This is a genomic window from Sphingobium chungbukense (assembly GCF_001005725.1).
GTDB lineage: Bacteria > Pseudomonadota > Alphaproteobacteria > Sphingomonadales > Sphingomonadaceae > Sphingobium > Sphingobium chungbukense.
In genome coordinates, this window is record NZ_LBIC01000019.1 from 20,377 (window position 1) to 45,031 (window position 24,655).

The following is a 24,655-nucleotide window of genomic DNA, read 5'->3' on the forward strand; positions in this document are numbered from 1 at the left end:
AAAAATCATGTTGCGGTTGCGAGATGATATGAGCCGCTGTAGCCTGCTTGCGTAACGAGCGCCGCAGGGTATAAGGGCGGCTTCGTGCAGACATAGAAACTCCAACGGAAAAGGGGCATCCTTTGACCGAACCGTCTGCCACGTTCCTGTTGTTCGGCGCCACCGGCGATCTGGCGCACAGGATGATCTTTCCTTCGCTCTACAATCTGCTGGCCGACGGCCTGCTGCCCGATGATTTCCTGATCATCGCGTCGGGCCGATCCGAATTCACGGACGAGGCGTTCCGGGCGGATATCGACAAGGCCTTGCAGAAGTTCCTCGGCCCTGAGCGCTATGATGCGGACATGGCGGGCAGGCTGCGTGCCATGATCGTCTATCAGTCGGTCGAGGCGGGCAATGCCGGCCAGTTCAAGGCGCTGGGCGAGCGGCTGGACGGACGGCTGGACAAGGGCGTTTCGGTCTATCTTTCGACGCCCCCTTCCCTGTTCGCGCCGACCGCGCAGGGACTGGCCGAGGCGGGGCTGATCACGCCCCGGACGCGGATCGCGATGGAAAAGCCGATCGGCAAGGACCTGGCCTCTTCGAAGGAGGTCAATGACGGTATCGGCGCCCTCTTTGCCGAAGACCAGATTTTCCGCGTCGACCATTATCTGGGCAAGGAAACGGTCCAGAACCTGCTCGCCCTGCGTTTCGGCAATGTGATGTTCGAGCCGCTGTGGAACGCGACCGCCATCGACCATGTGCAGATTACCGTGGGCGAGACGGTGGGCCTTGAGGGCCGGGTTTCCTATTATGACGGGGTCGGCGCGCTGCGCGACATGGTGCAGAACCACGTTCTCCAGATCCTGTCGATCATCGCCATGGAGCCGCCCGCGCGGATGGACCCGACCGCCGTGCGCGACGAAAAGGTGAAGGCGCTGCGATCGCTGCGCCCGATGACCGCCGAAACGGTCAAGACCCATAGCGTTCGCGGGCAATATACGCCCGGTGCGGTCGGCGGGCAGATCGTCACCGGCTATGCCGACGAACTAGGCAGGCCGTCCGACACCGAAACCTTCGTGGCATTGAAGGCCCATATCGACAATTGGCGCTGGCAGGGTGTGCCCTTCTACCTGCGCACGGGCAAGCGCATGCCGACGCGCCAATCGGAAATATTGATCCAGTTCAAGCCGGTGCGCCATTCCATCTTCGGGCGCAATGGCGGGTCCGGTCTGGAGCCGAACACGCTCATCATCCGGTTGCAGCCGGAAGAATATATCCGGCTGCTGATCATGAGCAAAAGGCCGGGGCTGGAGCGCGACGTGCATCTGGAGGAGGTGACGCTGGACGTGTCGCTGACCGCCGCCTTTGCCGGGCAGCGCCGCCGCATCGCCTATGAGCGGCTGATCCTGGACCTGCTGGCCGGGGACGCCACGCTGTTCGTGCGCCGGGACGAGGTGGAGGCGCAATGGACCTGGATCGATTCGATCATCGACGGGTGGAAAGAGGCCGGCGTGAAGCCTTCGTCCTATTCTTCCGGGAACTGGGGCCCCTCCTCAGCCATTGCCCTTATCGAACGTGACGGAGCAAGCTGGAATGACTGATCTTCATCCGGTGATCGCCAAGGTCACCGAGCGTATCACGAAGCGCAGTGCCGCTTCGCGTCTCAAATATCTGAGCCTGATCGAGCGCGGACGGGATGCGGGGACAAACCGCGCCCAGCTTTCGTGCGGGAACCTGGCCCATGGCTTTGCCGCGAGCGGCGAAGACAAGGCTGTCATCCGTACCGGCGCGGCGATGAACTTCGGCATCGTCACCGCCTATAACGACATGCTTTCGGCGCATCAGCCCTATGGCCGTTACCCTGAGCAGATCAAGCTGGCGGCGCGCGAGGTCGGCTGCACCGCGCAGGTCGCGGGCGGCGTCCCCGCGATGTGCGACGGCGTGACCCAGGGACAGGCGGGCATGGACCTGTCGCTCTTTTCCCGCGACACCATCGCGCTGTCGACGGCAATCGCCCTCTCCCATGCGATGTTCGAAGGCGCGCTGATGCTGGGCATTTGCGACAAGATCGTACCCGGCCTGCTGATCGGCGCGCTGCGTTTCGGGCATCTACCGACCATCTTCGTCCCCGCCGGGCCGATGCCGTCGGGCCTTGCCAACAAGGAGAAGGTGCGCATCCGCCAGCTTTATGCCGAGGGCAAGGTGGGCCGCGAGGAGCTGCTGGAATCGGAAAGCGCCAGCTATCATGGCGCGGGCACCTGCACCTTCTATGGCACGGCCAATTCGAACCAGATGATGATGGAGATGATGGGCCTGCACATGCCCGCCGCCTCCTTCGTGCATCCGGGCACCAAATTGCGGCAGGAATTGACGCGGGCGGCGGTGCATCAATTGTCGCGGATCGGTTGGGACGGCGACGATTATCGGCCGCTGGGGCATTGCGTCGATGAAAAGGCGATCGTCAACGCCATCATCGGCCTGATGGCGACCGGCGGGTCGACCAACCATGCCATCCACCTGCCCGCCATGGCGCGGGCGGCGGGCATCATCATCGACTGGACCGATTTCGCCGAGATTTCCGATGTCGTGCCGTTGCTGGCACGGGTCTATCCCAACGGATCGGGCGATGTGAACAATTTCCACGCGGCGGGCGGGATTTCCTACGTGATCCGCGAACTGCTCGAAAATGGCCTGCTGCACGGCGATATTCCGACCGTCGCGCGCCGGGGCCTGGCCGATTATGGGCAGGAGCCGGTGCTGGAGAACGAGGCGCTGGTCTGGAAGGACGTGCCGGAATCGCGGGACACAAGCATATTGCGGCCGGTATCCGATCCCTTCAGCCCGGATGGCGGCATGAAGCTGTTGTCGGGCAATCTGGGCCGTTGCGTCATGAAGGTGAGCGCGGTCGACAAGGAGCGCTGGACCATCGAGGCGCCCGCGGCGGTCTTCCACGATCAGGACGATGTGCTGCGCGCCTTCAAGGCGGGCGAACTGGAGCGCGATGTCGTGGTCGTGGTGCGTTTCCAAGGCCCGAAGGCGAACGGGATGCCGGAATTGCACAAGCTGACCCCGGCGCTGGGCGTGTTGCAGGACCGGGGTTTCCGCGTCGCGCTGGTGACGGACGGGCGCATGTCGGGGGCTTCGGGCAAGGTGCCTGCGGCCATTCATCTTTCGCCCGAGGCTTTGGGCGGCGGTCCGATCGGCAGGCTGCGCGACGGCGATGTCGTCCGGGTCTGCGCGGAGACGGGCGAGATCACGGCGCTGGTGGATACGGCCGAGTGGAGGCACGGGACGTTCCGGCGGCGCCCCCTGCCCCCTATGATACCGGGCGCGAGCTGTTCGCGCTGTTCCGGCAGCATAGCGATCTGGCGGAGAGCGGCGCCTCGCCGATCCTCGCGGCGATGGAAACCGAAGTTTAAAGCCCACCCCCGGTCATCCCGGCGAACGCTGGGATCTCGTGAGGCGATGCCGTGCGCTCACGCGGGAGATCCCAGCGTTCGCCGGGATGACGATATAAATGGAGAGGTCTTTGTGACCGAGATTATTGCAGCCGATATTGGCGGGACCAATGCCCGCTTCGCCCGCGCCAGACTGGATGCGCGCAATGTCCCGACTTTGGGCAAGGTGCGCAAATATAAGGTCGCCGATTATCCCAGCCTTCAAGCCTGCTGGGCGGCATTCGTCGCGGATGAGGGCGGCGATCTGCCGACTTCCGCCTCCATCGCCTTTGCGACCGCGATCGGGCGCGAGGTGATCAAGCTGACCAACAGCGCCTGGGTGATCCGGCCCGATACGCTTACGCAAGAACTGGGGCTCAAACATCTGCGGCTGGTCAATGACTTCGAGGCGGTGGCCCATGCCGTCGCGCGCCTGCCGGAAGAGAATCTGCCGTTGCTGTTCGGGGAGGACAGGCCCTTTCCGCGCGACGGCGGGGTGACGATATTGGGGCCGGGCACGGGGCTGGGCGTCGCCATGATCGCCTTCGACGATGGCGAGCCGCATGTCATCGCGACCGAGGGCGGACATCTGGACTTCGCGCCGCTGGACCCGCTGGAGGAGAAGATCCTCGCCTATCTGCGGGACAAGTTCCTGCGCGTGTCGACCGAGCGGATCGTGTCGGGGCCGGGGCTCAACAATATCTACAAGGCGATGGCGACCATCGGCCATGACCGGGTCGTGCTGATGGAGGATGCCGAATTGTGGCAGGCGGCGATCGACGGCACGGACGAATTCGCGCGGGCGGCGTTCGAGCGGTTCTGCCTGTCCTACGGCTCGGTCGCGGGCGACCTGGCGCTGGCGCAGGGGCCGCATGGCGTGGTGCTGGCGGGCGGGCTGACCCAGCGGATGCGGGAGTTATTGCCGCAGAGTGGGTTCCATCAGCGCTTCACCGCCAAGGGGCGGTTCGAGAGCCTGATGAAATCCGTGCCGATCCGGCTGGCGATGCATGACGAAATCGGGCTGTACGGCGCCGCCGCAGCCTTTCGGGAGAAGAAATAATGTCCTTGAGCGTGGAACAGGTGATGGAACTGGCGCCGGTCATCCCGGTGCTGGTGGTCGATCGGGTCGAGGATGCGCTGCCGATTGCGCGGGCGCTGGTGAAGGGCGGCTGCCTGCACTGGAGGTGACGCTGCGGACGCCTGCGGCGCTGGACGTGATCCGGGAGATGGCGAAGGTCGAGGGCGCGGTGGTCGGTGCGGGCACGGTGCTCAATCCGGCGCAACTGGATGCTGCGATGGAGGCGGGTGCGCGCTTCATCGTCAGCCCTGGCTTGACCGAGCCTTTGGGGAAAGCGGCGATTGCGGCGGGGATTCCCTTCCTGCCCGGCACGGCGACGGCAGGCGATATCATGCGTGGGCTGGACATGGGGCTGTCGCATTTCAAATTCTTTCCGGCGGAGACTTCGGGTGGCTTGCCTGCCTTGAAGGCTCTGGCGGCGCCACTGCACACGGCGCGTTTCTGCCGACCGGCGGGATCACGGCGGAAAGCGCGCCCAGGTGGCTGGCGAAACCCTTCATCAAATGCGTGGGCGGGAGCTGGGTCGTGCCCAAGGGGCCAGTCGATCCTGTGAAGATCGAGGCGTTGGCACGCGAGGCGGCGTCACTGCCGCGCTGAGCTTGCGTCCGGACGGGTGCCATCCTAGATGCACATCATGATTCCGCGGCGGTTCCTTCCCTCTCTGGCCCTGTTCCTGTCCGGTTGCGCGAGCACCTTTCAGGGCTATCCCTCCCTCGCCAAGCGGGCCATCGAAGGCGCGCCGATCGCGGAGGCCGCGCCGCAGCCCTCCCGGTCGGCCGGAGCCGGAGCTGATCCAGAATGTGGACCGGCTGACCGCGCAGGCGCAGGCGGCGGGGCGGCCTTCGACAAGGCCTGGCCCGCGGCGGACAAGGCGGCGAAGGCGGCCAGCGGGTCGGCGGTGTCGAGCGAGGCCTGGGTGGCGGCGCAGACGGCGTTGAGCGCGCTGGAGTCGGCGCGCAATGACAGCGTTTCGGCTTTGGCGAGCCTGGACGTGCTCTATGTCGAACGCAGCAATGCGGTTTCGGAGGGCAAGGTCAGCGGCGGCATCGATATGATCGATGCGGCGCGGGGAACCGTACTGGCGATCGTCGATGGGCAGAATGACCGGCTGGATGTGCTCAAGGGGCGGTTGGCGCAGCCCTGACCTGAGCATTTCATGCTCCTGCGAAGGCAGGAGCATGATTCATATAATCCCCGGGCTGGTTCAGTCCGAAGCGAGCGCCGCCTTCACCGCGCCCTTATGCGCTTTCCCGTTGTGGACATAATGGTCGACGCCCTCGCGCATGTCGATCAGCGCTTCGTCCGACAGGTCGCGCATATATTTGGCGGGGCGGCCTGCCCAGAGCTGGCGGTGCAGCACGGTCTTGCCCGGCGAGAGCAGTGCGCCCGCCGCGAGCATGGCGTCGCTCTCGATCGTGCCGCCGCTCATGACGATGGCGCCCAGGCCCACGAAGGCGCGGTCCTTCAGAACGCAGCCATGGACCATCGCCATATGGCCGATGAGCACATCCTCTCCGATGATGCAGGGCCACCCTTCCTCCGGACGGCCGTCGATGCGGTCGCCGGGGCTGTCGCAATGGATGACCGTGCCGTCCTGAACATTGGTGCGCGCGCCGATATGGATGAAGTTCACGTCCGCGCGGATCACGCAATTATACCAGATGCTGACGTCGGGGCCGATCTCCACATCGCCGATGATCCGGCAGCCCGGCGCGATGAACGCGCTGGGGTGGATTTTCGGCGCCTTGCCGTTGAAGGGAATGATGGTGGTTTCCGGGTGATCGGTCATGTCAGGCTCCGAGCAGTCGCGCCGCATGGAGCGCATGATAGGTCAGGACGCCCGAGCAGCCCGCGCGCTTGAACGCCAGCAGCGTTTCCAGCACCAGCGCGTCGCGGTCCCCCGCGCCCACGGCGGCGGCGGCCTCCAGCATCGCATATTCGCCCGACACCTGATAGGCGAAGACGGGTATTTCGAACCGGTCCTTCACCCGGGCGATAATGTCGAGATAGGGCAGGCCCGGCTTCACCATCACGCTGTCGGCGCCTTCCGCGATGTCCAGGGCCACCTCGCGCAGGGCCTCCTCGCTGTTGGCGGGGTCCATCTGATAGGTTTTTCTTGTTGCCCTTCAGCAGGCCGCTCGATCCTACCGCGTCGCGGAACGGGCCGTAGAAGGCGCTCGCATATTTGGCGGAATAGGCCATGATCTGGACATTGGCATGGCCTTCCTCCTCCAGCGCCTCGCGGATGGCGCCGACGCGGCCGTCCATCATGTCGCTGGGGGCGATGATGTCCGCGCCGCCGCCGCCTGGTTGAGCGACTGGCCGATGAGGACGTCGATCGTGGCGTCGTTGACGACATAGCCCGCTTCGTCGAGCAGGCCGTCCTGGCCATGGGCGGTATAGGGTCGAGCGCCACGTCGGTCAGGATGCCGATGTCGGGCACCGCGTCCTTGATCGCGCGGATGGCGCGGCACATGAGATTGTCGGATTGAGCGCCTCTTCGCCGTCGTCGCTGCGGCGTTCGGGCTGGGTGTTGGGGAAGAGGGCGAGGCAGGGAATGCCCGCCGCCTGCGCTTCCCTTGCGCGCTCGACCATCAGGTCCACCGACCAGCGGGAGACGCCGGGAGCGACTGGATGGGTTCTTCCACCTGGCTCCCTTCGGTGACGAAAAGCGGCCAGATGAAGTCGCTGGGCGAAAGCCGGTTTTCGGCGTGCATCGCCCGGCTCCAGGCCGAGGCGCGGGTGCGGCGCAGGCGAAGCGCCGGATAGGAGGCGTGAGTCATGGCCGGGGGTGTAGGCCGCCCGGCCGGGGGGATCAAGGTTCCGGCGATGCCGCCGCTGTGATAGGGCGACCGACATGCGCGCCATCCATCATATCGCGGTCATCTGTTCCGACTATGCGCGGTCCAGGGCCTTTTATGCCGAGATACTGGGCCTTGCCGTGATCCGGGAGGTGTGGCGCGACGAGCGGCAATCGTGGAAATGCGATCTGGACGCGGGCAATGCGCAGATCGAGCTGTTTTCCTTTCCCGCCGCCGCCGCCCGTCCGACCCGGCCGGAAGCCTGCGGCCTGCGCCACCTTTCCTCACGGTCGACGATCTGGACGCGGAAGTGGCGCGGCTGGAGGCGGCTGGCGTCGCCTGCGAGGATATACGGATCGATCCCCATACGGGGCGGCGCTTCACCTTCTTCGCCGACCCGGATGGTTGCCGCTGGAACTGTACGAGGCCTGATCCCTATTTCACGAAGCGGCGGAAGAAGCTGTCCGCATTCCATTGCGGCCGGTCCGGCGCATTGGCGACGCGCAGGGTCACGGCGGCGACATAATCGTTGAGCTTCACAGATTCGGCGGGCATCACCGGCTGGTTCGCATCGTCCTTCGGCGAATGGTAGATGTTGGCACGCCAGGCCTTCTCCACCGTCGCCTCCGGCGTGTCCGCCTTGAAGCCATATTTGAAGAACAGCGCGGGGATGCCCTCCGAATGAAGCTGTACTGGTCCGAGCGGATGAAGACGTTGCGGTCTGGGAAGGGATCGGGCGTGATCGGCAGGTTCATCTGCGCGCTCACCGCCGCCGCATCCTGGCCGAGGCTGCTCTGGTCGTAGCCGATCGGCGTCACGCTGGTGAGCGGGAAGATCGGCAGTGCCATGTCGAAATTGAGGTCCGCCACCATCGCCTTGCGCGGCACGGTCGGGCGGCGGGCGAAATAGGTGGAACCCAGCAGCCCCTTTTCCTCCGCCGTGACGAAGGCGAAGAGGATCGAGCGTTTGGGCTTCACCTTGCCCTGCCGCAGGGCACGGGCGATTTCCAGCAGGCTGGCGACGCCCGAGGCATTGTCGATCGCGCCGTTGTAGATCGCGTCGCCGTCGATCGGCGTGCCGATGCCATAGCCGTCCAGATGGGCGGAGAGGACGACATAGTCCTTTTTGAGATGCCGGTCCGTGCCCGGCATGACGGCAATGATATTGGGCGAGGAAAGTTCGGCGCGCCGGGTCGCCACCCTGGCATCGAGGCGCTGGGCAAGCGCGAAGGACGGCACGGGCGCGGACTGGTCGGCGGCGGCGGCGATCTGCGCGAAATCATGGCCCGACCCGGCAAAGAGCAGCGCCGATTTCGCCGGATCGAACTGGGCGGTGAGGAAGGGCGTGGCGGCGTCGCGCAGGGCCGCGTCCTTGAAGAACAGCGCCGGTTGGCTCGATAGCGCCGTGCGGCGGCCCCACGGGATTTCCACCTGCCTGGGCGTGACGAGCTGGATCAGCCCCAGCGCGCCCCGCTTCGCCAGCCAGCCCGCCCGTTCGGAACGGGCATGGGATTTGAGCGCGCCGGAAATGGACGAAGGGCCGCCGGACAGGACCACCACGATCTTGCCCTTAAGGTCCAGTCCGGCGAAATCGTCATGGCCGGCTTCGGGCAGGTGCAGGCCATAGCCGGCAAAGACCAAGGGCGCGTCCAGCGCCTCGGGCACGGGACCACCGCTGCCGGAAAAGATGATGTCGCCGGGGACCGAAAGCGGCGTCGCGCCCTGCGGCCCGACCAGCCGGGCGCTGCTGCCGTCCGCCAATATCACCTGTTCGACGAAGGCGACCGATTGCCTGTATCCGTCGGTTCCGGCAGGCTGGAGGCCGAGCGCGCGCAATTGGCCGATCACATAGTCCGCCGCCTTGTCATAGCCCGGCTTGCCGGTGCCCCGCCCTTCATAGGCATCGCTGGCGAGGATCTGGACATGGCTCCACCACAGGGCGGCGCGATCGTCCGGAGCGGCCATGGCGGCCGCGCTGCCGACCCATGGGGACAGGAGGAGGAAAAGCCCGGAAACCAACTTGCGCATCAATCGCTTACCCCCTTTTGCCGCAGGATGTTCATCATGCCCGATCCTGTGCGACGAACAAGGGGGGTTGGAACCGCCACGCTCCTTGTGTACTATGTTAGTAATACAGTTGGGAGATAGCCATGCCCTTGCCCCGTTCGCAGATGCTGGCGGCTGCCCTCGTCCTGATGACGGGTGCCTGCGGCCGCAGTCCTGAACCGACCCCCGAACAGGCGCAGACCGCCGGCGACCGGGCGGCGTTCAGGGACTTCAACGCCGTCGAGGCGACCGGGCCGGACGATGTCGTCATCACCATCGGCAACGGCTTTTCCGTTAAGCCGAGGGCGACCCCAAGACCGTCGGCAGGCTCGACATCCGCGTCGAGGACGGGCGGCTGAAGATCGGGCGTAAATCGGGCATGTCCAGCCTGTGGGACGGCGGCAAGGGCGCGACCATCCGCGTCACCATGCCGACGGTAGAGGCGCTGGCCCTGACCGGCACGGGCGAGATGACGCTGGACCGGGCGGAGGGCAAGGCGATCGACCTGTCGCTGACCGGCACGGGTGCGTTGAGGATCGGGGCGGTGAAGCTGGACGAATTGCGGGCGGAACTGACCGGATCGGGCGATGTGGAACTGGCCGGGACGGTGGGAAGTGCGTCATTCTCCACCACCGGGGCGGGCAATGTGGAGGCCGCGGGCTGAAGGCGGGCAAGGCGGATGTCCATGTGATGGGGACCGGCGATGTCGATCTTGCCTCCGACGGGCCGGTCGCTATCAGCATCATGGGAACCGGCGACGTCAGCGTGAAAGGCAAGGCCCAGTGTACGATCAAGCGCATGGGAACGGGCGAAGCGCGTTGCGCGCCCTGATGACGGTCGTGCCCGGCATCGCGCTGGGGCTGGCCGGCCCGGCCCAGGCAGCGACGCGGGGCTTTACCGTCACCAGTTTCGACGCGATCCGGATGGATGCGCCGGTCGAGGTCGTCATCACCACCGGCACGGGCGCCTCGGCGCGGGCCGAGGGGGACCAGGCGGCACTCGACAGGCTGAAGCTGGACGTGTCCGGCCGTTTGCTGTCCGTGACCATGGCGAAGGCGCAGCCGGGCGAGAAAAGCGGCGGGCGCGCCGTGATCCGGCTGTCGACCGGCGATCTGGGGCGGATCGTGCTGACCGGCGGCGGTTCGGTATCGGTGAGCCGGATGAAGGGGCTGCGCGGCGAGATCGTGCTGGGCGGCAATGGCGACGTCCGCGTGGCGGCGGTCGACCTGGAACAGATCAACCTCAGCCTGGCCGGGGCCGGGCGCGCGACGCTGGCCGGACGGGCCGGGGTTGCCAATATTCGGGTGACGGGGCCGGGCGCGGTGGCGGCGGAAGCCCTGCGGGCGCGGCAGGCGACGGTCGTCAATGACGGACCGGGAACGGTCGCGCTGACTGCCGAAGGGGCCGCCAAGGTGACGGCATCGGGTTCCGGCGACGTGACGGTGACGGGCAAGGCGGCTTGCAGCGTCGACAATCGCGGAACGGGGCGGATCAATTGTGGCGGGGAGGCTTATTGAGCAGGGAGGCAGGCGCTGATGGGACTGGAAGCTCGCTTCGTTCGCGCCGCCCCCTGCCCCCCGCTTGCGGCGCGGAATATACTCGCTGCCACGACCAGGGTTAGGCAAGTCTTTACTCCGGATGCGTTACGGCGGGGCCGAATTCTGGATTGCCGGATTGCCTGATGCGCGCTTTGCTTGCCCTTTCCTTCCTTTCCGCGTTGCTGTCGCCGCAAGCGGCCATGGCGCAGGTTGCCGTCGCCGATAGCGGCGATACGGCGTGGATGATCCTGTGCGGCGTGCTGGTGCTGCTGGCGGCGCTGCCTGGACTGGCGCTGCGTCATGCGGGACTCGTGCATGCGCGCAGCGGCCTGTCGGTGATCGTGCAGGGGCTGGTGGTGGCGGCGGGGGTTTCGCTGCTCTGGGGATTGATCGGGTACAGCCTGGCCTATGCGCCGGGCAGCGGCTGGCTGGGCGGCGGGGCGAATATGCTGCTGGCCGATCTGGGGGCGTTGCGGGACGGATCGACCGTGCCGGAATCCGCCTTCGTCCTGTTTCAGATGGCGCTGGCGACCTTCGCCGCCTGCCTGTTGCCCGGCGCGGTGGCGGAACGGGTGCGGATGGGGTGGATGGTGGCCTTTGCGCTGCTCTGGCTGCTGCTGGTCTATGCCCCTGTCGTACATTGGGTGTGGGGCGGCGGGTGGCTGGCGCATCTGGGCGTCATGGACTTTGCAGGGGCGTTGGTCGTTCATCTGTGCGCGGGGTTTTCGGCGCTGACGCTGGTGCTGATCGTCGGCAAGCGGCAGGCCGTTCCAACGGGACATGCTCCGGTGCTGGGGCTGGCGGGCGGCGTGCTGCTCTGGATCGGCTGGGCAGGCATGGTCGGCGGCTGGGCCTTCGGCGCGAGCGACGAGGCGGCAACGGCGATCCTCAACGGCCATTTCGCCGCCTGCGCGGGGGCATTTGGCTGGATGCTGGTGGAGCGGATCGACGCCGGCCGGGTGACGGCGACAAGTCCGGTGTCGGGAGCCCTGGCCGGGCTGGTGGCGATTTCCGCTTCGGCCAGCGTGGTGGGAACGGGCGGCGCGATGGCGATCGGGCTGATCGCCGCGCTGCTCTGCCGGATCGGCAAGGGGCTGCTAGGGGCGCGGATCGACGACGCGGCGGATATTTTCCTGATCCATGGGATTGGCGGGCTGACCGGCATGCTGTTGCTGGTGCCCTTTGCATTGCCTGCACTGGGCGGGGTCGGTTTTGCGGCGGGGATCAGCCTGGGCGGCGCTCTGGTGGCGCAGATCATCGGCATTGCGGGGGTCGCGATCTGGGCCATGATCGGATCGGCGATCATCGCGCTGATCCTGTCGGTGGTAGTGCCAGCCCGGATCGGCGCGCGGGCGGAAGCCGAGGGGCTCGACCTGGCGCAGCATGGGCAGCAGGGCTGGGATTTCCGTTAAGGGCGATGGGCGTCGCTGTCGGCATCTTCGCGCATCAGGAGGAGCGGCGGATCGGGGCCTGCCTTGCCTCCCTGCCGCTCGACCGCGGGGATACGGTCTTTCATGTGCTGGTGAACGGGTCGACGGACAAGACTGCCGCGCGGGCGCGGGAGGCGGCTGGCGGACGGACGAATGTGGTGGTGCACGAGCTGGCCGAGGGGGGCAAGGCGCGGACCTGGAACCATTTCGTCCATGAGCTGCTGGACGGCGGCGAGGCTATGATCGTCTTCATGGACGGGGATGCGGAAATCGTCGCCGGGTCGATCGATGCCTTGGCGGCGGATCTTGCGGCGCGGCCGGATGCCCATGCGGCGGCGGGGATGCCGGTCAATGGGCGGTCGGTGGAGCATTATCGCCGCAGCCTGAGGGAAGAGCGCGGATTGTTCGGCGATCTCTATGCGCTGTCGGGGCGGTTCGTGGCGGCGATCAGGGCGCGCGGATTGAGGCTGCCCGAGGATCTGGTCGGGGACGACGGGCTGGTGGCGGCATGGGCGCACACCGATCTGGGGCGTGACGCGGATTGGGAGCGGGAGCGCGTGCTGGCCTGCGAGGAGGCGGGCTTTCGTTGCGAGCCGGTGAGCCTGTGGCGGCCGTCGACGCTGCGCATGCAATATCGGCGCATGACCAATTATTCGGTGCGCTTTTTCCAGAACCGGATCATTTCCGACATCATGGCCAGCGAGGGAGTGTCGGGGCTGCCGGGGCGGATGGACGCGCTTTATGGCGCATGGTTGCCGCGTTTTCGGTCGAGGCCGCTGCCCACGGGATGGTTCGACCGGAAGGCTTTGGCGAAAATGAGGGAGGCGTGGACAAGGGGGAAGCGATAGCGCCTCCCCCTCCCCCATCCTAACGGTCGCGGGCCGCCAGTTCCTTGTTGATGTAGAGCGCCACCATCGTCGCCACCGCGCCGGAGAGCAGGTAGATGCCCGAGGCGGCGAGGCCGAACTTCACCGACAGCAGCAGCGCCACCAGCGGGGCGAAGCCCGCGCCGACCAGCCATGCGAGGTCGGAGGTGAGCGCCGAGCCGGTATAGCGTGCCTCGGTCGCGAAGTTGGAGGCCACCACGCCCGAGGACTGGCCGAAGGCGAGGCCCAGCAGCATGAAGCCCAGGATCATGAAGGCGACTTCGCCGAGATCGCCGCCGTTGAGCAGCAGCGGCGCCATGACGCTGAAGATCGCGATGCCGAGCGCCGACCAGGCGAGCAGCGAGCGGCGGCCGATCTGGTCCGCGATGAAGCCCGAGACGACGATCGCCAGCAGCCCGACCGAAGCGCCGATCATCTCGATGATGAGGAAGCGTTCCAGCGGCTGATCGGTGAAGAGCGCGACCCAGCTCAGCGGGAAGACCGTCACCATGTGGAACAGCGCGAAGCTGGCCAGCGGGGCGAAGGCGCCGATGATGATGTTGCGCCCCTCCGCCTTGACGGTGGGCAGGACTTCGGAGGGCTGGAGGTCCTTCTGTTCGAACAGGCGCTCGAACTCATGCGTCACCACGATCCGCAGGCGGGCGAACAGCGCCACGACGTTGATCGCGAAGGCGACGAAGAAGGGATAGCGCCAGCCCCAGTCGAGGAAGTCCGCCTTCGTCAGCGTCATCAGGAAGAAGGCGAACAGGCCGCTCGCCACCAGCAGCGCCAGCGGCGCGCCAAGCTGCGGCACCATGGCGTACCAGCCGCGCTGGTGCTGGGGCGCGTTGAGCGACAGCAGCGAAGCGAGGCCGTCCCAGGTTCCGCCGAGCGCGATCCCCTGCGCGGCGCGCAAAATGACCAGTACGACCGCAGCATAGTGGCCAATGGTCGCATATCCAGGCATGAAGGCGATCGACGCGGTCGATCCGCCCAGCAGGAACAAGGCCGCTGTCAGCTTCGTTCCGCGCCCGAAGTGGCGGTCGATGGCCATGAAGATCAGCGAACCGATCGGCCGCGTGATGAATGCCACGGCGAAGATCGCGAAGGAATAAAGGGTTCCCGTCAGCGCATCGACATAGGGGAAGACCAGGCTCGGGAAAACGATCACCGAAGCGATGGCATAGACGAAGAAATCGAAGAATTCGGAGGTGCGACCAATGATCACACCAATGGAAATATCACCCGGCGCGATCTTGTGGTCCCGCGCATTGATCAGGCGCGCATCATCCTCCAGCGATCGGGAGGTGAAGGTCATGGCCTGTGAACTCATTGGCATCCGCTCCTTGGCTAAGCCACCGGAACGCTTTTATGTTCTGCCGATGGCCACGGAAAGGCAACATAACAGAAAACCCGCAGAGTCTAAGCAGTATCCCACAGCTCAAGCATTTTTTGCATCTGCGCACAATGGGACAAACTGTCCAATGTTCGGCTCCGGACGGAAGGCGTAGGCGCGCGATCATGTCACACCCCCTTTCCCCCAACTGGACCCGGATTCTCCGCTGGTCCGCTCCGATTCTGGCGCTGCCGCTGACGGCATGCGACTGGGTCGTGATGAACCCGTCGGGCGATATTGCGGTGCAGCAGCGCGATCTGATCCTGATCTCGACCGCGTTGATGCTCCTGATCGTCGTCCCCGTCATGGCGCTCGTCGTCTTCTTCGCCTGGCGCTATCGCTCGGCCAACAAGGCGGTGGAAAAGGATTATGATCCGGATTGGGATCACTCCACCAAGCTGGAACTGCTGATCTGGTCGGCACCGCTGCTGATCATCATCTGCCTGGGCGCGCTGACCTGGGTGAGCACGCACAAGCTCGATCCCTATCGGCCGCTGGACCGGATCGACGCGAAGACCGCGATCGACCCCAAGGTGAAGCCCCTGACGGTGGAGGTCGTGGCGCTCGACTGGAAATGGCTGTTCATCTATCCGGAGCTGGGTATCGCGACGGTCAACGAACTGGCGCTGCCGACCAATGTGCCGGTGCGTTTCGACATCACCGCCTCGACCGTCATGAACAGCTTCTACATTCCCGAACTGGCCGGGCAGATCTACGCCATGCCGGGCATGAAAACGCAGTTGCATGCGGTCGCCAACAAGCCGGTCGCCGGCGTGGGCTTCTCCGCCAACTATTCGGGCGCGGGCTTCAGCAACATGCGCTTTGGCTACAAGGCGCTGGACCCGGCCGGTTTCGACGCCTGGGTGGCGAAGGTGAAGGCGGGCGGCGCGAACCTGGACCGCAACGTCTATCTGACGCTGGCCAAGCCGAGCGAAAAGGCGCCGGTCGCTTATTATTCCGCCGTCGATCCCAAGCTGTTCGACGCGGTCGTCAACCTCTGCCCCAAGGATGGCCAGCGTTGCATGGGCGAGCTGATGCACATCAACATGATGGGCGGCGCGGGCAAGGAATCGGCACGCGAGACCAGGGGCCTGAAATACGACCTCCCCAATAGCCATGTGATCGAGCAGTCGGACGAGAATAAGGGGCAGGAAACCGCCCCCGACGCGCCGGGCGCGGCAAATGCCGTTCCGGCCGATCACTCCTCTCATAGCGGCGCTGACGCGCACGCGCAGCATCGGTAAGGCCCATGACTGGCACACTCACAACGACACAGATGATCTTCGGTCGTCTGACATGGGATGCTTTCCCATGGCATGAACCCGTGGTCGTCGCGACCTTCATCGGGGTCGTGCTGGGCAGCGCGGCGCTCGTCGCGGCGCTCACCTATTTCAAGCTCTGGGGCTATCTCTGGAAGGAATGGTTCACCAGCGTCGATCACAAGAAGATCGGCATCATGTACATGGTGCTGGGCCTCATCATGTTCCTGCGCGGCTTTGCCGACGCGATCATGATGCGCCTTCAGCAGGCCTGGGCGTTCAACGGGTCCGAAGGCTATCTGAACGCGCATCACTACGACCAGATATTCACCGCCCACGGCGTCATCATGATCTTCTTCGTGGCGATGCCGTTCATCACGGGCCTGATGAACTATATCGTCCCGCTCCAGATCGGCGCGCGCGACGTCAGCTTCCCCTTCCTGAACAATTTTTCGTTCTGGATGACGACGGGCGGCGCGATCCTGGTCATGATCTCGCTGTTCGTGGGCGAATTCGCCCAGACCGGCTGGCTCGCCTATCCGCCGCTTTCGGGGATCGCCTACAGTCCGGCCACGGGCGTCGACTATTATATCTGGGCGCTCCAGGTGGCAGGCGTCGGCACGACATTGTCGGGCATCAACCTGATCGCGACCATCGTGAAGATGCGCGCGCCGGGCATGTCCCTCATGAAGATGCCGGTGTTCACCTGGACCTCGCTCTGCGCGAACGTCCTGATCGTCGCGTCCTTCCCCATCCTGACCGCCACCCTCGTCCTGCTGTCGCTGGACCGCTATCTCGGCACCGCCTTCTTCACCAATGATTTCGGCGGCAATCCGATGATGTACGTCAACCTCATCTGGATCTGGGGCCACCCGGAGGTCTACATCCTCATCCTGCCGCTGTTCGGCGTCTTCTCCGAAGTCACCTCGACCTTCTCGGGCAAGCGCCTGTTCGGCTACACCTCGATGGTCTACGCGACCTGCACGATCATGGTCCTGTCCTACCTCGTGTGGCTGCACCACTTCTTCACCATGGGGTCGGGCGCCAGCGTCAACAGCTTCTTCGGCATCACGACGATGATCATCTCGATCCCGACGGGAGCCAAGCTCTTCAACTGGCTGTTCACCATGTATCGCGGCAAGATCCGGTTCGAGCTGCCGATGATGTGGACCGTCGCCTTCATGCTGACCTTCACGGTCGGCGGCATGACCGGCGTGCTGCTCGCCGTCCCGCCTGCGGACTTCGTGCTGCACAACTCGCTGTTCCTGATCGCGCACTTCCATAATGTGATCATCGGCGGCGTGCTGTTCGGCCTGTTCGCGGCGATCAACTACTGGTGGCCCAAGGCGTTCGGCTACAAGCTCAACCAGTTCTGGGGCAAGGTCAGCTTCTGGTGCTGGAACATCGGCTTCTGGCTGGCCTTCGGCCCGCTCTATGTCCTGGGCCTGATGGGCGTCACCCGCCGCATGCGCGTGTTCGACGATCCGTCGCTCCACATCTGGTTCATCATCGCCGGGATCGGCGCCGCCATCATCGCGGCGGGCATCGGCGCCATGCTGGTCCAGTTCGCGGTCTCCATCTGGAAGCGCGACGAGCTGAAGGTGGAGGGCGATCCATGGGACGGCCGTACCCTGGAATGGGCGACCAGTTCGCCCCCGCCGGAGTATAATTTCGCCTTCACGCCGGTCGTCTACGACACCGACACCTGGGCGGACATGAAGAAGAACGGCTACCAGCGTCCCCTCTCCGGCTATCAGGCGATCCATATGCCGAGCAGCACCGGCGCGGGCGTGATCCTCGCGGCGCTCGCCACGCTCTGCGGCTTCGCGCTGATCTGGTACATCTGGTGGCTCGCGGGCCTGAGCTTCGTCGGCCTCGTCGCCGTCGCCATCGGCCACACCTTCAACTACAAGCGCGATTTCTACATCCCCGCGGATGTCGTCACGCGCACCGAGGAAGAGCGCACGCGCACCCTCGCGGCGTTGGGAGCCTGACACGCATGAGCAGCGCAACTGCAACGATGGAACCTCGGGCCTATCATCTGCCCGAGGAACCGCACCTCCACGAAGGCCACAGCACCAATCTGGGCTTCTGGATGTACCTGATGAGCGATTGCCTCATCTTCGCCATCCTCTTCGCCACCTATGCGGTGCTGGGCGGCAGCTATGCCGGCGGGCCGGGGCCCAAGGACCTGTTCGACCTGCCGCTGATCGCGCTCAACACCGCGATGCTGCTGTTCTCCTCGATCACCTACGGCTTCGCCATGCTGGCGATGGAGAAGAACCGGGTCAGCGCCACCCAGGGCTGGCTGTTCGTCACGCTGCTGTTCGGCGGGGCGTTCCTGTTCATCGAACTCTACGAATTCTCGCACCTCATCCATGAGGGCGCGGGTCCGCAGCGTTCGGCGTTCCTGTCGTCCTTCTTCACGCTGGTCGGCACCCACGGGCTGCACGTCACCTTCGGTTCGATCTGGCTGATCACGCTGATGGTGCAGGTCGCGAAAAAGGGCCTGATCCCGGCCAACAGGCGCCGGCTGATGTGCCTGTCGATGTTCTGGCACTTCCTCGACGTCATCTGGATCGGCGTCTTCACCTTTGTCTATCTGATGGGAGTCCTGCGGTGAGCGACGCTGTCCACACTCATGGTCACGATCACACGCAAGACCATCATGACGAAGGATCGCACGGCAGCTTCGGCAGCTACATGATCGGTTTCGGCCTGTCGGTGATCCTGACGGCCATCCCCTTCTGGCTGGTGATGTCGGGCGTGCTGAACGATCCGCAACTGACCGGCGTGGTCATCATGGGCTTTGCCGCGGTGCAGGTGGTCGTCCACATGATCTACTTCCTGCACATGAACACCCGCGTCGAAGGCGGATGGTCGTTCATGGCGATGATGCTGACCATCGTCCTGGTCGTCATCGTCCTGTCGGGATCGCTGTGGGTCATGTACCACCTCAACAACAACATGATGCCGCATGCGGACATGTCCGCCATGCAGCATATGAGCGAGATGCCGTGACATCCGCAAAGCACGGGGAGCGCCGCCGGCGCTCCCCGGCGGTTACGATCGGCCTGACGCTGATCGCCCTTTTCTTTTTCGCCGGATTCTGCGCGCTCGGCGCATGGCAGGTCCAGCGCCTGGGCTGGAAGCGCGACCTGATCGCCCGCGTCGATGCGCGGATCCATGCCCTGCCCATCCCCGCCCCGCGCGCCGCCACAAGGGCCGATGAATATCGCCGGGTGCGCATTTCGGGCCATTTTCTTCACGACAAGGCTGCGCTGGTGCAGGCCGTGACCGTGCGTGGCGCCGGTTTCTGGGTGCTGACACCCCTCGCCACCGACCAGGGCTTCACCCTGATCGTCAATCGCGGTTTCGTGCCGCCCGACAGGCGCAGGGATTATGCGCGGCCGCAGGGCGAGGTGCATGTCGCCGGCCTGTTGCGGCTGAGCGAGCCGGGCGGCGGCTTCCTGCGTTCCAACGATCCGGACGGGGACCGATGGTATTCGCGCGACGTGACCGCGATCGCCGCCGCGCGCGGGATCAAGGGGCCCCTCGCCGGTTATTTCATCGATGCCGATGCCGCCTGCGGTCCCGACAGCCTGCCCGTCGGCGGGCTGACCGTCATCAAATTCCCCAACAACCATCTGCAATATGCCATCACATGGTTCGTGCTGGCGGCGATGGTCGTGGGCGCGTACATGTTCGTCATGCGCCAGGAGTGGAAAGACCGCCGGGGATGAGCGGCAATCTGTCGATCAGCACCCTCTGGCAGCCCAGCCAGTGGCCCGCCGACGCGGCCGGTCGCAAGAATCTGGCGCTGCTGGTGCAATTGCGGTGGATCGCCATCGCCGGGCAGGTGCTGACGATCCTGGCCGTGCATTACGGCATGGGCATTCATCTGCCGATCGCGCCGATGTTGCTGGTCGCGGGCATGGCGATACTGATGAACGGCCTCAGCTTCCACGCGCTGCGCAAGCGGACCGACGTGTCCCATGCGGAACTCTTCCTCTCGCTGCTGTTCGACGTGCTGCTGCTGACGGCGCAGCTCTATCTTTCCGGCGGGGCGACCAATCCCTTCATCTCGCTCTATCTGGTGCAGGTGGCGCTGGGCGCGGTGCTGCTCGATCGCTGGAGCGTCTGGGGGATCGTGTTCGTGTCGGCGCTGTGCGCGGGGCTGCTGGCGCTGCATTACCGGCCGCTGGACCTCAATGGCGCGCTGGAAGGGCATTTGTTCGACCTGCATATCGTCGGGGCGTGGATCTGCCTCACCATGATCGCGGTGCTGCTGGTGCTGTTCGTGCTGCCGGTGACGCGCAACCTCCAGGTGCGGGACGCCTATCTCGCCCGACTGCGGCAGCAGGCGGCGGAGGAGGAGCATATCGTCCGCATGGGCCTGCTCGCTTCGGGCGCGGCGCATGAACTGGGCACGCCCCTCTCCCAGCTTGCGGTGGTGCTGGGCGACTGGAAGCATATGCCGGAGATCACCGATCATCCCGCGCTGGTCGAGGAAGTGGACGAGATGCAGGCGGCGGTGCGGCGTTGCAAGGAGATCGTCACCGGTATCCTCCTGTCCTCCGGCGAGGCGCGGGGCGAGGCGCCGGAAGTGACCAATGTGCGCGATTTCATCGACGGCATCGCCATGGAATGGCGCAAGGCCAATCCCGGCATGCCGCTGCGCTGCGATTTCGGGCCGCACGACTATCCGCGCATCATCGCCGATCCGGTGATCCGGCAGGCGGTCGGCAATCTGCTGGACAATGCGCGAGAGGCGGGCGCGACCTATATCGACCTGCTGGTGGGACGCGACAGCACGTCGCTCAACATCGCTGTGCGCGACAATGGCGGCGGCTTTTCCGAGGCGATGCTAGAGGATTTCGGCAAGCCATACCGGTCGAGCAAGGGCAAGGAAGGCCATGGGCTGGGCCTGTTCCTGGTGGTCAATGTGGTGCGCAAGCTGGGCGGCAGCGTCAGCGCGAGCAACGGCGCGGACGGCGGGGCGCTAATCCTGCTGCGCCTGCCGCTGGGCACGGTGGGGCTGGAAGAGGAGATGCCCGGATGAGCGATGAACGCCTGCTGGTGCTGGTGGAGGATGACGAGGCCTTCGCCAGGACGCTGAAACGGTCGTTCGAACGGCGCGGCTATACGGTACTGACAGCGGACAATCATGCGGCGCTGGTCGCGCTGCTGGCCGGGCACAGGCCGACCCATGCGGTGGTCGACCTGAAGCTGGGCGCGGAGTCCGGGCTGGTCTGCGTCCAGACGCTGCATGCCCATGATCCGGCGATGCTGATCGTGGTGCTGACCGGCTTTGCCAGCATCGCGACGGCGGTGGAGGCGATCAAGCTGGGCGCGTCCAACTATCTCGCCAAGCCGTCCAATACCGACGATATCGAGGCGGCCTTCTCGCACGCTTCGGGCGACCCCTCCACCCCGCTGGCGCCGCGCCCGACCTCGATCAAGACGCTGGAATGGGAACATATCCATGAAGTGCTGAAGGATAGCGACTTCAATATTTCCGAAGCGGCGCGGCGGCTGGGCATGCACCGGCGGACGCTGGCGCGGAAGCTGGCCAAGCGGCAGGTGGGTTGAACCGGATTTTCAGGTAAATGGAGCGGGTGAAGGGAATCGAACCCTCGTCGTAAGCTTGGGAAGCTTCTGCTCTACCATTGAGCTACACCCGCCTGCCTGCGCGGCTTAGCCGTTGATCCCGATGGCGTCAACGACATCGCCGCCGAGAATTTCAGAGGTCGGCATAGGGCGCCTGCGCGTCGCGGGCGGGGATGGCGCCGCGGCGGCCGATATTCCAGCCGGCAAGGCGATGGCCCGAAAGAGCGGCTTCGCGAGGGGCCCGGCCAGCGAGCCGGGCGTGGAGATAGCCGCCGTTGAACGCATCGCCCGCGCCGCTGGAATCGACGACGGTGAGCCTAGCGGGCGGTGCGACGACCTCTCCATTCACCAGGCAGCCTTCGGCGCCCAGCTTCACGACGACCTCGCGCCCCTGGCCAGCGCCCCAGCGCTTCGCGGCGTCCAGGGCGTCGTCGGCTTCGCCCATCTCGACCTCATCGGCCAGGGTCGGCAGGCCCATGTCGCTGACCGCGATGGCGCGGTCGCGCCAGTGGCGGGCGGTCGCGGCGTCCGGCCAGAGGCGGGCCCGGTAATTGCCGTCGAAGGCCACCCTGCCGCCGTTCGCGCGCACGGCTTCGCACAGGGCGAGCAGCTTTTCGCGGGCCGCATCGGGTAATATGGCCAGGGTGATGAGCGAGAAATAGAGCAGTGCCGATTCCGCCGCCCGTTCCGCCATGGCGGCGCTTCCGGGCAGGTCGAACATGCGCCTGGCAGCCGCCTCCCCGCGCCAATAATGGAAACTGCGCTCGCCCTGCGCGTCGGTTTCTATAGCGTAGAGGCCGGGCAGGCAGCCCTCGGCCGCGAGCAGCAGCGAGGTGTCGATCCCCTCCCCCTCCCAGGACGCGCGCAGATCCGCACTCATGGGATCGGCGCCGATCGCGCTGGCGAAGCGCACCGGGTCGCCGGAGCGGGCGAGATGGATGGCGGTGTTGATGACGTCGCCGCCATAGCGCAGGTTCCAGCCGTCTTCCGGGCCGCTCCCGGCCGAAGCGCGGCTCAGTTCCAGCATCGCTTCGCCGATGACGGTGATCCCTGCGGCCTTGCCCATAAACGCCTTCCATCTCCCTTGCGAACCGCCTCCTTGGCGCGGAGGGCTTCGTGAAGTCAATGTCGCCATTGCCCGCAATAATCGCTTTCGCAAGCGGAACGTTCGCGGCGGCAGCGCGTTGTCGGAAGGAAACCCATAAATCCCATAAGGATCGTCCATGAGCGCGGTGGAACCGGAATGGTCTGGAAACCGCTTTGAATTGCTCGTCCAGAGCGTCACCGACTATGCCATCACCATGCTGTCGACCGAAGGTATCGTCATGAGCTGGAATGCGGGCGCGCGTCGGTTCAAAGGCTATGAGTCCGACGAAATCATCGGCCGGCATTTCTCGCTCTTCTACACACCGGAAGATCAGGCGGCGGGCATCCCCGCCCTCACGCTTGCGGCGGCCGGGCAGCAGGGCCGGGTCGAGGCCGAGGGCTGGCGCGTTCGCAAGGACGGGACCCGGTTCTGGGCGAATGTCGTCATCGATCCCATCCGGGATGCCGGCGGCACGCTGATCGGGTTCGCCAAGGTGACGCGCGACCTGACCGACCAGCTTGCCGCGCAGGAGGCGTTGCGGCGCAGCGAGGAACGTTTCCGCCTGCTGGTGCAGGGGGTGACCGACTACGCCATCTACATGCTGGACCCGGTGGGTACGATCACAAGCTGGAATCCCGGCGCCGAACGGTTCAAGGGCTATACCACCGACGAGATATTGGGGCAGAATTTCGCCCGCTTCTATTCGGAGGAGGACCGGATCGCCGGCGTCCCCACGCGCGCGCTGGAAACGGCCGCGCGGGAGGGCCGGTTCGAGGCCGAAGGATGGCGCATCCGCAAGGACGGATCGCGTTTCTGGGCGCATGTCATCATCGATGCGATTCGCGATCCCGGCGGCGAGCTGATCGGCTTTGCCAAGATCACCCGCGACCTCACCGAAAGGCGCGAGACCCAACTGGCGCTGGAGGAGGCGCGCGAAGCGTTCTTCCAGGCGCAGAAGATGGACGCGATCGGCAAGCTGACCGGCGGCGTCGCCCATGATTTCAACAATCTGCTGGCGGTGATCGTCGGCAGCCTGGATCTCGCGCGGCAGCGGCTGGCGGCGGGGGCGGACGTGTCGCGCTATATCGACAATGCCATGACCGCGGCGGAACGCGGCGCGACGCTCACCCAAAGGATGCTGGCCTTCGCACGCAAGCAGGAACTGAAGCTGCAAAGCGTCGACTGCGTGGCGCTGGTGCGGGATATGGCCGACCTGCTCAAGACCACGCTGGGCAGCGGCGTCACGATCGAAACGCGTTTTCCCCTGCTTCTTGCGCCCGCCCATGCCGATCCTGCACAATTGGAGCTGGCGCTGCTCAACCTGGCGGTGAATGCCCGCGATGCCATGCCCGAGGGCGGACGCATCATCATCGAGGGAGCCGAAATGGCTCTGCTGAAGGACCAGCGGCCGGACCTTTCCAGCGGCCGCTATGTGCGCCTGTCCGTCATAGACGAAGGCGAGGGCATGGATGCGGAGACGCTGGAGCGGGCACGCGAGCCCTTCTTCACCACCAAGGGCATCGGCAAGGGCACGGGCCTGGGGCTATCCATGGTCCATGGCTTTGCCGAACAATGCGGCGGAGCGCTGACCATCGCCAGCGAGCCCGGGCACGGGACCGCCGTGTCCCTGTTGCTGCCGGTCGCGCCGCAGGACCCGGCGGCGAAGGAGATGGCCGAACCGGGCGACGTCCTGGCACCCAGCGGTGAGCCGCTGGTCATATTGGCGGTCGACGACGATGATCTGGTGCTGACCAACACCGCCGGGATGCTGGAGGAGCTGGGGCATACCGTGTTCCAGGCGGCGTCCGGCGTGGACGCCTTGCGGATGCTGGAAGAAGGCAATGTCGACCTGGTCATCACCGATTATGCGATGCCCGGCATGACCGGCGCCCAACTGGCGGAGGCGATCGAGGAAAGATTGCCGGGCCTGCCCGTGATCATCATCACCGGTTTTGCCGAACTGCCGCCGCATATGACGGCCCGGCCGAGGCTGAACAAACCCTTCAAGCAGGCCGAACTGGCCCGGATCGTCATCAGTGCGGCGCAGGGCAGCCAGCGTATCGTGCGCCTTGCCGCCCATTCGGACGACCTCTGATCATCCGATCTTTACCGAAGTTTGAAGAAGC

Annotated in this window: 21 protein-coding genes, 1 tRNA gene and 5 pseudogenes; 21 read left to right on the forward strand and 6 right to left on the reverse strand. The window is 65.5% G+C overall.

Features of this window, described 5'->3' with window-relative positions:
* Positions 1–122 precede the first annotated feature (122 nt).
* The 6 genes and pseudogenes from zwf (at position 123) to YP76_RS24260 (ending at position 5,641) form a co-directional block, all read left to right on the forward strand.
* The gene (zwf, locus tag YP76_RS24240) at positions 123–1,583 is read left to right on the forward strand and encodes a glucose-6-phosphate dehydrogenase (RefSeq protein WP_046765970.1); all 1,461 of its coding nucleotides are present in this window, start codon (positions 123–125) and stop codon (positions 1,581–1,583) included.
* Positions 1,576–3,401, forward strand: a pseudogene (gene edd / locus YP76_RS28465) (phosphogluconate dehydratase). The gene zwf and the pseudogene edd overlap by 8 nt, the downstream one beginning before the upstream one ends.
* 112 nt (positions 3,402–3,513) lie before the next feature.
* Positions 3,514–4,479 carry a glucokinase gene (glk, locus tag YP76_RS28470; protein ID WP_046765971.1) on the forward strand — a complete coding sequence of 322 codons (966 nt, stop codon included), beginning with the start codon at positions 3,514–3,516 and terminating at the stop codon, positions 4,477–4,479.
* The gene (locus YP76_RS29340) at positions 4,479–4,607 is read left to right on the forward strand and encodes a hypothetical protein (RefSeq protein WP_408640460.1); all 129 of its coding nucleotides are present in this window, start codon (positions 4,479–4,481) and stop codon (positions 4,605–4,607) included. Before glk ends, YP76_RS29340 begins: the two co-directional genes overlap by 1 nt.
* A 38-nt stretch (positions 4,608–4,645) precedes the next feature.
* Positions 4,646–5,094, forward strand: a pseudogene (locus tag YP76_RS24255) (bifunctional 4-hydroxy-2-oxoglutarate aldolase/2-dehydro-3-deoxy-phosphogluconate aldolase).
* Positions 5,095–5,131: 37 nt separating this feature from the next.
* Complete coding sequence (locus YP76_RS24260; RefSeq protein WP_046766058.1) at positions 5,132–5,641, forward strand: hypothetical protein; 510 nt, start codon at positions 5,132–5,134, stop codon at positions 5,639–5,641.
* 60 nt (positions 5,642–5,701) lie between these two features.
* Here YP76_RS24260 and YP76_RS24265 read toward each other — a convergent pair whose 3' ends face one another.
* Positions 5,702–6,286, reverse strand: a complete 585-nt coding sequence (locus YP76_RS24265) for a gamma carbonic anhydrase family protein (RefSeq protein WP_046765972.1) — start codon at positions 6,284–6,286, stop codon at positions 5,702–5,704.
* Between the two features lies 1 nt (position 6,287).
* A pseudogene (gene hemB, locus YP76_RS24270) lies at positions 6,288–7,280 on the reverse strand (porphobilinogen synthase).
* A 74-nt stretch (positions 7,281–7,354) separates the two neighbouring features.
* Here hemB and gloA2 point away from each other — a divergent pair.
* Positions 7,355–7,730: pseudogene (gloA2, locus tag YP76_RS27395) on the forward strand (SMU1112c/YaeR family gloxylase I-like metalloprotein).
* 3 nt (positions 7,731–7,733) lie between these two features.
* On the opposite strand, the pseudogene YP76_RS24280 reads toward gloA2, so the two are convergent.
* Positions 7,734–9,325: pseudogene (locus tag YP76_RS24280) on the reverse strand (M28 family metallopeptidase).
* A gap of 122 nt (positions 9,326–9,447) precedes the next feature.
* Here YP76_RS24280 and YP76_RS28920 point away from each other — a divergent pair.
* From YP76_RS28920 to YP76_RS24300, 6 genes are all read left to right on the forward strand, one after another.
* Complete coding sequence (locus tag YP76_RS28920) at positions 9,448–9,702, forward strand: hypothetical protein (RefSeq protein ID WP_232307711.1); 255 nt, start codon at positions 9,448–9,450, stop codon at positions 9,700–9,702.
* Between the two features lie 2 nt (positions 9,703–9,704).
* Complete coding sequence (locus YP76_RS28925) at positions 9,705–10,007, forward strand: GIN domain-containing protein (protein ID WP_232307715.1); 303 nt, start codon at positions 9,705–9,707, stop codon at positions 10,005–10,007.
* A gap of 26 nt (positions 10,008–10,033) precedes the next feature.
* A complete protein-coding gene (locus YP76_RS28930) occupies positions 10,034–10,174 on the forward strand; it encodes a hypothetical protein (RefSeq protein ID WP_232307716.1) in 141 nt (46 codons plus the stop codon).
* Positions 10,174–10,860, forward strand: a complete 687-nt coding sequence (locus YP76_RS24290; RefSeq protein WP_157035874.1) for a GIN domain-containing protein — start codon at positions 10,174–10,176, stop codon at positions 10,858–10,860. Before YP76_RS28930 ends, YP76_RS24290 begins: the two co-directional genes overlap by 1 nt.
* Positions 10,861–11,024: 164 nt before the next feature.
* Entirely contained in the window at positions 11,025–12,293 is a 1,269-nt protein-coding gene (locus YP76_RS24295; RefSeq protein WP_046765975.1) for an ammonium transporter, read from the forward strand.
* Between the two features lie 5 nt (positions 12,294–12,298).
* Positions 12,299–13,159 (forward strand): glycosyltransferase, encoded by an 861-nt coding sequence (locus YP76_RS24300; RefSeq protein WP_046765976.1) that lies wholly within the window; start codon positions 12,299–12,301, stop codon positions 13,157–13,159.
* 19 nt (positions 13,160–13,178) lie between these two features.
* On the opposite strand, the gene YP76_RS24305 is transcribed toward YP76_RS24300, so the two are convergent.
* Complete coding sequence (locus YP76_RS24305) at positions 13,179–14,510, reverse strand: MFS transporter (RefSeq protein WP_046765977.1); 1,332 nt, start codon at positions 14,508–14,510, stop codon at positions 13,179–13,181.
* A gap of 188 nt (positions 14,511–14,698) precedes the next feature.
* Here YP76_RS24305 and cyoA point away from each other — a divergent pair, with 188 nt between their 5' ends.
* From cyoA to YP76_RS24340, 7 genes are read left to right on the forward strand one after another with little or no spacing between them, the layout of a single operon-like run.
* Positions 14,699–15,817 carry a ubiquinol oxidase subunit II gene (gene cyoA, locus YP76_RS24310; RefSeq protein ID WP_046765978.1) on the forward strand — a complete coding sequence of 373 codons (1,119 nt, stop codon included), beginning with the start codon at positions 14,699–14,701 and terminating at the stop codon, positions 15,815–15,817.
* A gap of 5 nt (positions 15,818–15,822) precedes the next feature.
* Entirely contained in the window at positions 15,823–17,826 is a 2,004-nt protein-coding gene (gene cyoB, locus YP76_RS24315; RefSeq protein WP_046765979.1) for a cytochrome o ubiquinol oxidase subunit I, read from the forward strand.
* A 5-nt stretch (positions 17,827–17,831) separates the two neighbouring features.
* Positions 17,832–18,455, forward strand: a complete 624-nt coding sequence (gene cyoC / locus YP76_RS24320; protein ID WP_046765980.1) for a cytochrome o ubiquinol oxidase subunit III — start codon at positions 17,832–17,834, stop codon at positions 18,453–18,455.
* Entirely contained in the window at positions 18,452–18,853 is a 402-nt protein-coding gene (cyoD, locus tag YP76_RS24325) for a cytochrome o ubiquinol oxidase subunit IV (RefSeq protein WP_046765981.1), read from the forward strand. Before cyoC ends, cyoD begins: the two co-directional genes overlap by 4 nt.
* Positions 18,850–19,575, forward strand: a complete 726-nt coding sequence (locus tag YP76_RS24330) for an SURF1 family protein (RefSeq protein ID WP_046765982.1) — start codon at positions 18,850–18,852, stop codon at positions 19,573–19,575. Before cyoD ends, YP76_RS24330 begins: the two co-directional genes overlap by 4 nt.
* Positions 19,572–20,894: an ATP-binding protein gene (locus tag YP76_RS24335; protein ID WP_046765983.1), complete on the forward strand. Its 1,323-nt coding sequence runs from the start codon at positions 19,572–19,574 to the stop codon at positions 20,892–20,894. The genes YP76_RS24330 and YP76_RS24335 overlap by 4 nt, the downstream gene beginning before the upstream one ends.
* Positions 20,891–21,424: a response regulator transcription factor gene (locus tag YP76_RS24340; RefSeq protein ID WP_046765984.1), complete on the forward strand. Its 534-nt coding sequence runs from the start codon at positions 20,891–20,893 to the stop codon at positions 21,422–21,424. The genes YP76_RS24335 and YP76_RS24340 overlap by 4 nt, the downstream gene beginning before the upstream one ends.
* 18 nt (positions 21,425–21,442) lie before the next feature.
* On the opposite strand, the gene YP76_RS24345 is transcribed toward YP76_RS24340, so the two are convergent.
* Together YP76_RS24345 and YP76_RS24350 are read right to left on the reverse strand one after the other, a co-directional pair.
* A tRNA-Gly gene (locus tag YP76_RS24345) sits at positions 21,443–21,516 on the reverse strand.
* A 59-nt stretch (positions 21,517–21,575) separates the two neighbouring features.
* Positions 21,576–22,508 (reverse strand): sugar kinase, encoded by a 933-nt coding sequence (locus YP76_RS24350; protein WP_046765985.1) that lies wholly within the window; start codon positions 22,506–22,508, stop codon positions 21,576–21,578.
* Between the two features lie 157 nt (positions 22,509–22,665).
* On the opposite strand from YP76_RS24350, the gene YP76_RS24355 reads away from it, so the two are divergent.
* The gene (locus tag YP76_RS24355; RefSeq protein ID WP_046765986.1) at positions 22,666–24,624 is read left to right on the forward strand and encodes a hybrid sensor histidine kinase/response regulator; all 1,959 of its coding nucleotides are present in this window, start codon (positions 22,666–22,668) and stop codon (positions 24,622–24,624) included.
* Positions 24,625–24,655 lie beyond the last annotated feature (31 nt).

What these genes read in the sequence shown, in the direction of transcription:
- YP76_RS24300 (WP_046765976.1), top strand. Translation starts at nt 12,299, where the DNA reads ATGGGCGTCGCTGTCGGCATCTTCGCGCATCAGGAGGAGCGGCGGATC.
- YP76_RS24355 (WP_046765986.1), top strand. Translation starts at nt 22,666, where the DNA reads ATGAGCGCGGTGGAACCGGAATGGTCTGGAAACCGCTTTGAATTGCTC.
- YP76_RS24290 (WP_157035874.1), top strand. Translation starts at nt 10,174, where the DNA reads ATGACGGTCGTGCCCGGCATCGCGCTGGGGCTGGCCGGCCCGGCCCAG.
- YP76_RS24295 (WP_046765975.1), top strand. Translation starts at nt 11,025, where the DNA reads ATGCGCGCTTTGCTTGCCCTTTCCTTCCTTTCCGCGTTGCTGTCGCCG.
- YP76_RS29340 (WP_408640460.1), top strand. Translation starts at nt 4,479, where the DNA reads ATGTCCTTGAGCGTGGAACAGGTGATGGAACTGGCGCCGGTCATCCCG.
- cyoC (WP_046765980.1), top strand. Translation starts at nt 17,832, where the DNA reads ATGAGCAGCGCAACTGCAACGATGGAACCTCGGGCCTATCATCTGCCC.
- YP76_RS28930 (WP_232307716.1), top strand. Translation starts at nt 10,034, where the DNA reads ATGGGGACCGGCGATGTCGATCTTGCCTCCGACGGGCCGGTCGCTATC.
- YP76_RS28920 (WP_232307711.1), top strand. Translation starts at nt 9,448, where the DNA reads ATGCCCTTGCCCCGTTCGCAGATGCTGGCGGCTGCCCTCGTCCTGATG.
- YP76_RS24340 (WP_046765984.1), top strand. Translation starts at nt 20,891, where the DNA reads ATGAGCGATGAACGCCTGCTGGTGCTGGTGGAGGATGACGAGGCCTTC.
- YP76_RS24265 (WP_046765972.1), bottom strand. Translation starts at nt 6,286, where the DNA reads ATGACCGATCACCCGGAAACCACCATCATTCCCTTCAACGGCAAGGCG.
- cyoB (WP_046765979.1), top strand. Translation starts at nt 15,823, where the DNA reads ATGACTGGCACACTCACAACGACACAGATGATCTTCGGTCGTCTGACA.
- YP76_RS24350 (WP_046765985.1), bottom strand. Translation starts at nt 22,508, where the DNA reads ATGGGCAAGGCCGCAGGGATCACCGTCATCGGCGAAGCGATGCTGGAA.
- YP76_RS24305 (WP_046765977.1), bottom strand. Translation starts at nt 14,510, where the DNA reads ATGAGTTCACAGGCCATGACCTTCACCTCCCGATCGCTGGAGGATGAT.
- YP76_RS24335 (WP_046765983.1), top strand. Translation starts at nt 19,572, where the DNA reads ATGAGCGGCAATCTGTCGATCAGCACCCTCTGGCAGCCCAGCCAGTGG.
- YP76_RS24260 (WP_046766058.1), top strand. Translation starts at nt 5,132, where the DNA reads ATGATTCCGCGGCGGTTCCTTCCCTCTCTGGCCCTGTTCCTGTCCGGT.
- cyoA (WP_046765978.1), top strand. Translation starts at nt 14,699, where the DNA reads ATGTCACACCCCCTTTCCCCCAACTGGACCCGGATTCTCCGCTGGTCC.